Below are 7,947 nucleotides of genomic sequence, written 5' to 3'. Positions count from 1 at the left end.
GTGCGGGGCGATGCGCCGGCAGATCGGGCGGGGCGTGGACGTGCCTGGCGCAGACGCGTTCGTGGGCGCCCAAGAGGACGGCGAGGGGCGGCTCTGGAGAGGCGGTACTACTCGAACTACCGGGAATGCGGGTGACTGCCTGGACTGCCGGCAGGGGTGGCGGCTCGCTACCCCTGAGCGGTGGGAAGGGCAGGGCGGTGGTGGTTCTCCTGCCCGTTCCTGGAGGTTCGTGGAGGGGCCTGGCCGGCCATCGGACGGTGCGTGACCGGAGGCTATTAGTATGAACTCTGACCGTCAAGCGTCATACAAATCCGTGCCGACGTCACCAACGCATCCCCGAGGCACGACGGGTCCCGCGGTGACTTTTAGGTGCCGCATCCCCTAAGCAGGGCGCTCCTGGTTGACCAGCCTGCCGAGCAGGACCACCAGCCGGGAGACCTCCTCGTCGTCGAGGACGGCCATCCAGGCGTGCTCCCGGGCGGTCTGCCCCTCGATCGCCTGGTGCAGCAGGGCCAGACCGGCCGGCGTCAGCGAGACACGGACGACCCGGCGGTCGTCGCGCTCGCGGCGCCGCTCGACGAGCCCGCGCTCCTCGAGGGTGTTGAGCGCGCTGGACACACTCGCCCGGGAGGTGCCCGAGATGCGGGCGATCTGCCGTTGCTCCAGATCTCCAAAGATCCACAGCGTGTTCATGATCCGGAACCCGGCCCAGGTCATACCGAGCGGCCGGTGTACGGCGCGTTCGAAGTCCTGGACCAGGCGGGCGACCAGCCGGGTCAGGTGGGTCACCGCCTCGACTCCCCGGATCTGAGGCTCCGTGTGCCCCAACTCCTTGTGGTGCGCCCGCACCTTGGCCGCGAACTCCCGGGAGCGCGGATGATCGACGGCGTCACCGGGGACATGCGACACGGACAGGGCTCCCTTCGGAGGCGGCGGCACGGTAAGAGCGCCCGGCGGATCAGCGGCTGATCGGATTGCGCATCGCGCCCACGCCCGAGACCTCGGTCGTCAGCGTCATCCCGGGCTGCAGGTACAGCCGGGGCGTGCGCCGGACCCCACAGCCGGCCGGAGTGCCGGTGAAGACCAGGTCGCCGGGCTCCAGGGTGACGTACCGGGACAGCCAGGCGACCAGGTCGGGGACGCTGAAGATCAGGTCGGAGGTCCGGCCGCGCTGCACCTCCAGGTCGTCGACCCAGCCCACGACCTCGATGTCGTTCGGGTCGTCGTACTCGTCGACGGTCGCCATCAGCGGTCCGCAGGGGCTGAAGGTGTCGTAGGACTTGGCGAGGCTGAACTGGTTCAGCGGCTTGCGCCACTGCTCCTTGCGGTCGGTGACGTCCTGACCGGCGGTAACGCCCGCGATGTTCTGCCACACGTCCGCCGGCTCCACGGCGCGCATGGTGCGGCCGATCACCACCACGACCTCGGCCTCGAAGTCGACCTTGTCGATGCCCACGGGCACGGACACCGGCTCGTACGGGCCGGCCAGCGAGCTGGTGAACTTGGCGAAGATGCCGGGCTCGGCCGGGATGGGCATGCCCGATTCCTCGGCATGACCCCGGTAGTTGAGCGCCACGCCCAGGATCTTCCCGGCGCGCGGAGAGACCGGGCCCAGCTGCTTCTCGTCGTAGGCGACCAGGTCGGTGTCGGTCGCCGCCTGCGCGAGGCGCCGCAGCTCGTCGTGGTTCGCCAGGTCGTACAGCACGGCGGGGTCGGGACCGAGCGCTCCGCCGCTGGCCTTCTCCACGTCGACGGCGCGGTCGCCGACGATGACGGTGGCCCGTCCGGCGAGGTTGGCGAGCTTCATTCGGGTTTCCTCCTGGGACAGTTGGGGTGGGTGGTCAGGACACCGTGGGCGCGGGCAGCGGGAGTTCCTCCCGCAGCGCGGCGATGTCCGGTTCGGGCTGGATACGGAAGGTATTGATCGCCATGGCCACGGTCTGGTACTGGCCGACCGTGTACACGAGATCGATGAGCTGCTCGGTGGCGAGGTGCTCGCGCAGTTCCTTCCATACGACGTCGTCCAGGTCGGCCCCCCTGAACAGCTGATCGGTGGCGGCGAGCAGGGCCCGCTCCACGCCGCCGAATCCGGGATCGCCGGGACGGCCCAGGGCACGGATCTCGTCGTCGGACACCCCCGCCCGACGGGCGATACGGACGTGCTGCAACCACTCGTACTCGGCCTGGGCGAGCCAGGCGATCCGCAGGATCACCAGTTCGCGGGACCTCAGGGGCAGGGTGTTCTTCCCCAGGACGTGGTTGCCGAAGACGAGGAAGCGGCGCAGCGCGTCGGGATGGGCGGCCAGGGTCGCCCAGATGGCGTAGATGTCGCCATCGCCGTTGCGGTACGGCTGCAGGGCCTCCAGTGCCTTCTCCGGTATGTCCTTCTCATCGACCGGAGCCAGGCGCGGCTCGGTTACAGGCATGGCATCGCCCTTCACAGGTCACTGGCGTGGTTCACGGCACGGACGATAGATAGATAGAACCCTGATAGTCAACAGGTTTACATTCTCGGATTTCGGCTGTATGAATTTTGATGATTAGAACTCGACCGGATTGACCTGCCGACAGTCGGGCCGTCCCGCACCGCCCCGAGCAGGCCACACATCGACCATGGGAGGTCTCGGTGAGCATTCGCAGCCTGGGTTACCTCGGCATCGGCACCCCTGACCCCGACGGCTGGGTCGCCTACGCCAATGACGTCATCGGCACCATGCCCGTCGGGCCGCCGGGCTCCCCGCACGAGCGGCTGCTGCGGCTGGATGAGCATCCATACCGGTTCAGTGTCGAGAGCGCCGAGTCCGGAGGCGTCACCCGGATCGGCTGGGAGGTCGGCGACCCGCGCGACTTGGAGCAGATGGCTCTGCGCCTGCGCACCCACGGAGTGGAGGTCCACGACGGCACGCCCGAGGAGTGCGCCGACCGGCAGGTCGACCGCATGGTCTGGTTCGAGGGCCCCTGCGCGGTGCGCACCGAACTGTTCACCGGCCGGCACCTGTCGACCGCCCCCTTCGTCTCGCCGCTCGGCGTGACGTTCGTGACCGGGGACCAGGGGATGGGGCACGTCGTCCTGAAGTCGCCGCGCGCGATGGAGGCGGTCGACTTCTACCGGGACGTCATGGGCTTCCGGCTCAGCGACGTGACCCACCTGCCCATGGGCGGCACCTTCTACTTCATGGGCTGCAACCCGCGCCACCACAGCATCGCCTTCGTCGAGTCCCGCAGGCGCGAGGGCACGCACCACATCCTGTGCGAGGTGTCCGACATGGACGCCGTCGGCCGAGCCCATGACCGGGCCCGCGCCCACAAGGTCCCGCTGATGGCGACGCTGGGCCGGCACTCCAACGACCTGATGTTCTCCTTCTACATGCGCTCCCCCGCCGGCTTCGGCATCGAAGTGGGCGCCGAGGGACGGCGGGTGGACGACGAGACCTGGGTCAGCCGCGTCTACCACTCGGACATCTGGGGCCACCACCCGGTCAATGACGGCGACGACGCGTACGCGGGAACGGAAGGGACGGTTCGATGAACCTGCTGCCGAGCTATGTACAGGACCGCTGGTACACCCCGGCCGGGGACGGTACGCCGGTCTACGACGCGGTCACCGGCGAGGAGATCGCCCGGGCCTCCTCCGCGGGCATCGACATGGCGGGGGCGCTGCAACACGCGCGGACCGTCGGCGGACCGGCCCTGCGCTCACTCTCCTTCCACCAGCGCGCCCAGCTGCTCGCGGGTCTCGCTGCCCACCTGCGCGGACACCGCGAGGAGTTGTACGCGCTCTCCGCCCGCACCGGGGCGACGCTGTACGACTCCAAGTACGACATCGACGGCGGCATCGGAGTGCTGCGTCACTACGCCGAGCTGGGACTGCGGGAATTGCCCGGCGGGGAAGAGCGGTTGGTCTACGCGGAAGGTCCGCAGGAATCCCTGAGCCGGGACGGCAGCTTCGTCGGCGGGCACGTCTGCACGCCGCTGCGGGGCGTGGCAGTGCAGATCAACGCATACAACTTCCCCGTGTGGGCGCCCCTGGAGAAGCTGGCCCCGGCCGTGCTCGCCGGCGTGCCCAGCCTGATCAAGCCCGCCACCCCTACCTGCGTGCTGACCAGCCGACTGGTCGAACTGATCGTGGAGTCCGGTCTGCTGCCGCCCGGGAGTCTGAGTTACGTCTGCGGCGGCGCCGGCGATCTGCTGGACCACGTCACCGAGCAGGACCTGGTGTCGTTCACCGGTTCGGCGGCCACCGCCGAACGGCTGCGCACCCATCCGTCGGTCGTCCGGCAGGCTGTGCGCTTCAACGCCGAGGCGGACTCGGTCAACTGCTCGGTGCTCGGCCCGGACGCCACCCCCGGGACGCCGGAATTCGATCTCTACGTCGAGCAGTTGGTCACCGAGATGACCGTGAAGGCGGGGCAGAAGTGCACCGCCATCCGCCGCGCCTTCGTCCCCGTCGACCTGATGGGCGCGGTCGGTGAGGCCGCCGCAGCGCGGCTGGCGGAGGTCGTCGTGGGCAATCCGGCCGACCCGTCCGTGCGGATGGGCGCCCTGGCCGGGCTCGCGCAGCGCGAGGAGGTACGCCGCTGTGTGAAGACGCTGCTCGACTCCGCGCGCCTGATCTTCGGTCACCCCGACCGGGTTGACGTCCGGGGCGCCGACGCCGAACGGGGCGCTTTCCTCTCCCCGTTGCTGCTGCGCTGCGACGACCCCGGCGCCTCCGCACCGCACGAGGTGGAGGCGTTCGGTCCGGTCAGTACGCTCATCCCCTACACGTCACCGGAGCACGTGGCCTTCCTGGCCTCGCTGGGCCGGGGCAGCCTCGCGGGGTCCGTCGTCACCGGCGACCCGTACTTCGCCCGCGAGGTGGCGCTGGGGGTCGCGCCCTGGCACGGCAGGCTCCTGGTCCTCGACACCGAGTCCGCCAAGGCGTCCACCGGCCACGGCTCCCCGCTGCCCGCCCTGATCCACGGCGGTCCCGGACGGGCCGGCGGCGGCGAGGAGATGGGCGGCATCCGCGGCGTCCTCCACCACATGCAGCGCACCGCCCTCCAGGGCAGCCCGCGCATGCTGGCCACGCTCACCGGCCGCACGGCCGAGGAGCGGTGACGGGCGGGAAATCCCGCCCCTGAGACGCGTGGGAGGTCTCATACCCCTGGTCTCCCACGGCGACAGGCGGCCGGGCCGGCAGCCACGACGGGATGTCCGCTCACCGCACGGCGGGCATCCTGGCCGGCCCGGCCGCCGGGCAGTTCCCGCGGACGGCGATGGGCGACTTCTCCTCTCACTGCTGGTCCTGCCCCGCAGACTCCCGCTCTGCTCGGCCCAAGCACTTGTACCTTCGCGTGCCGTAAGGCGTTCGCCGACCAGCTCGCTCACGACGATCCAGGTGGAGCCACCCCGGCGCACCGGGCCTTGGACGGAGGGGCGGCCGATCTCGCTCAGGCTGCCTTCTCGGTGACCGTCAGGGCTCCCTTGCGGATCGTCGCCAGGCGCGGTGCCTTCTTCGCGATGGAGGAGTCGTGGGTGACCATGATGAAGGTCAGCCCGTGCTCCTTCCACATGGACTCCAGCACATCCATGATCTCGTCACGCATGGACTCGTCGAGGTTGCCGGTGGGTTCGTCCGCGAGCAGTACCTTCGGCTGCTTCACCAGGGCCCGCGCGATAGCCACACGCTGCTGCTGACCGCCGGACATCTCGGAGGGAAGGTGCCCGAGGCGTTCCCCGAGTCCCACTGACTTGAGTGCCTCGGCGGCCCGTTCACGCCGCTCGGAGGCCTTGACACCGAGCGGCACGAGCGCCGTCTCGACGTTCTCCTGAGCGCTCAGCGTGGGAATGAGGTTGAAGCTCTGGAAGACGAAACCGATCGACTGTGACCTCACCTTCGTGAGCCTGGCCTCGGACAGCCTGGCCAGGTCGATGCCGTCGAGTTCCACGCTTCCCGAGGTGGGCCGGTCGAGTCCGCCGAGCATCTGGAGGAGCGTGGACTTGCCGCCGCCGGTGGGGCCCTGGATGACGAGCCGGTCACCGTCCGCGATCGTCAGATCGACGCCGGCGAGCGCGTGGACCGTTTCCCTGCCCTTGCGGTACTGCTTGATGACGCTTCTGAGCTGATACAAGGTGCAACTCCATGGGGATCAAGGGTTTCGCGCACTGGCGCGCGGACGCGGGGTTTGGCTGTGGGTGCGGGACGAGGGCGAAGGCGCGGACCGCCGCACCGCACGCGTAGGGGTTCATGTGGGCGTGGGACGGAGCCGCCGCCCCGGGTGCATACCGGTGCGATGTGTGCGCGGGCACGGAAGGCTCATCGACGGCCGGGCCGGCCCCGGGGGAGGGTGGCCCGGCCGTCGGGTCTACTCGACGCGGCGCAGCGCGTCCGCCGGCCGCAGCCGGGAGGCGCGCCACCCTCCGAAGGCTCCCGCGATCAGCCCACCCGCGACGGCGAGGCCGACAGCGGTACCGATGGTGGTCAGGCTGATGGGCGCGGTCAGCGCGACCTCGATCGCCTGGGACGCGGACTGCCGCACGGGGCCGCCCATGCCGCCCGGACCTGCCGTTCCGCCGGTGGCACCGATCTGGGCCTGGAGCGTCGGGCTGACCGCGGTGACGGCGTACGCCCCCGCGAGGCCCAGGGCGATTCCGAGTACGCCGCCCGCCAGTCCGTTCACGACCGCCTCGCCGACGACCTGCCGGGTGACACGGCCCGACTTCCAGCCCAGCGCCTTGAGAGTGCCGAACTCCCGTACACGGCGGGAGACGGCCGACATGGTCAGCAGGCCGGCGACGAGGAACGCGGCCACGAGCACCGCGATGGACAGCCACTTGCCGACATTCGCGGCAAGGCTGGAGGCCGTGGACAGGGAGCCGGACACCGTGTCCGCCAGATCGGCCGAAGTGGTCACGGTCGTACCGGAGATGTTCTGCTGGATGGTGCTCTTGACGGCGTCGATCCGCTGCGAGTCCGTCACCTGGACGTACACCGTGGTGACCTTGTCCTTGGAGCCGGACAGGGTCTGGGCCTGCTCAAGAGGGATGTAGAGGTTGGCGGCCGCGTCACCGCTGTCGGGTGTGGCGATGCCGACGATCTCGAACTTGGTGCCCGAGATCGTGACGGTGTCGCCGAGGGCTAGGTCCTTCTCCTTGGCGTACGACTCGTCGACGACCGCGACCTTGGCATCGGTCTCGGAGCTCCTGAACGTACGGCCCTTGCCGATTGTGGAGGAGGTCAGTGGGCCGATGGCGAGGTTGGTGACGTCGGTGCCGTAGACGGTGTAGCTGTTGACCTCGAAATCGGCGCCGCCGCCCTGGACTCTGCCCTGCGACCCGCCGGGGCCGCCCTGGCCCGGCGGGATCTCGCCCTGGGTGAACTGGCCGTTGACCTTCACAACGTTGAGGCTCAGCCCGCCGACCGCCCCGGCGACCCCCTGCTGCTCGCCGACCTTGGTGACGGTGCTGGATGACAGGGTCTGGAAGCCCTGGACCATGACGCGGTCGGTGCTCTGCTCCTCGCCGGAGCCGCCGTCCTTGGCGTCGAACTGGAAGCGCGGCCGTCCGCCCTCCGCGTCGCCCTCTTCCGGCGGTTCGGCCGCCTTGGTGACGGTCATGTCGGTCCCCAGGCCGTACAGCGACTGGAGGACCTTGCCCTGGGCCTGCTCCATACCGGCCGAAACGGAGCTGACGACGATGACCAGTGCGATGCCGAGCGCGAGCCCGGAGGCGACGACGAGCGCCGCCTTTCTGCGGCGGCGCAGTTCGCGCCTCAGGTAGGTGAAGAACATGACGTTACGATATGAATGCACCATTATGATGCGATAAATCTCTTATAAGAGAATGGTGAAAATCCATACGCCAACTGCACAAGGGGATCACCAGTCCATACGCGCACATGCGCCAGTCCGTGGTGTCCAGCGCCCTCAGGCCCGACCCTGGAGGGGGTGGAACCACAGCCGTCAG

General features: G+C 69.5%; 7 protein-coding genes. 2 read left to right on the top strand and 5 right to left on the bottom strand.

Translation table 11 applies throughout. The features are described from left to right. Positions 1 to 381 precede the first annotated feature (381 nt). From FNH04_RS04010 to FNH04_RS04000, 3 genes are read right to left on the bottom strand one after another with little or no spacing between them, the layout of a single operon-like run. Positions 382 to 909: a MarR family winged helix-turn-helix transcriptional regulator gene (locus FNH04_RS04010; RefSeq protein WP_322722567.1), complete on the bottom strand. Its 528-nt coding sequence runs from the start codon at positions 907 to 909 to the stop codon at positions 382 to 384. Between the two features lie 49 nt (positions 910 to 958). After that, on the bottom strand, positions 959 to 1,807 hold the full coding sequence (locus FNH04_RS04005) for a fumarylacetoacetate hydrolase family protein (RefSeq protein ID WP_152780332.1): 849 nt from the start codon (positions 1,805 to 1,807) through the stop codon (positions 959 to 961). 34 nt (positions 1,808 to 1,841) lie between these two features. After that, complete coding sequence (locus FNH04_RS04000) at positions 1,842 to 2,426, bottom strand: carboxymuconolactone decarboxylase family protein (protein ID WP_152780330.1); 585 nt, start codon at positions 2,424 to 2,426, stop codon at positions 1,842 to 1,844. A 200-nt stretch (positions 2,427 to 2,626) separates the two neighbouring features. Here FNH04_RS04000 and FNH04_RS48920 point away from each other — a divergent pair, with 200 nt between their 5' ends. Then, a complete protein-coding gene (locus FNH04_RS48920; protein WP_152780328.1) occupies positions 2,627 to 3,529 on the top strand; it encodes a VOC family protein in 903 nt (300 codons plus the stop codon). Further along, positions 3,526 to 5,100: a phenylacetic acid degradation bifunctional protein PaaZ gene (gene paaZ, locus FNH04_RS03990; protein WP_152780326.1), complete on the top strand. Its 1,575-nt coding sequence runs from the start codon at positions 3,526 to 3,528 to the stop codon at positions 5,098 to 5,100. The genes FNH04_RS48920 and paaZ overlap by 4 nt, the downstream gene beginning before the upstream one ends. Positions 5,101 to 5,432: 332 nt before the next feature. Here paaZ and FNH04_RS03985 read toward each other — a convergent pair whose 3' ends face one another. Further along, the gene (locus FNH04_RS03985) at positions 5,433 to 6,113 is read right to left on the bottom strand and encodes an ABC transporter ATP-binding protein (RefSeq protein ID WP_152780324.1); all 681 of its coding nucleotides are present in this window, start codon (positions 6,111 to 6,113) and stop codon (positions 5,433 to 5,435) included. Between the two features lie 234 nt (positions 6,114 to 6,347). Beyond that, entirely contained in the window at positions 6,348 to 7,772 is a 1,425-nt protein-coding gene (locus tag FNH04_RS03980) for an ABC transporter permease (RefSeq protein WP_152780322.1), read from the bottom strand. Positions 7,773 to 7,947 lie beyond the last annotated feature (175 nt).

This window comes from Streptomyces phyllanthi, from assembly GCF_009377205.1.
Lineage (GTDB): Bacteria > Actinomycetota > Actinomycetes > Streptomycetales > Streptomycetaceae > Streptomyces > Streptomyces phyllanthi.
The sequence above is the reverse complement of the archived record's forward strand: the minus strand, read 5'-3'. Positions and strand labels throughout refer to the sequence as shown.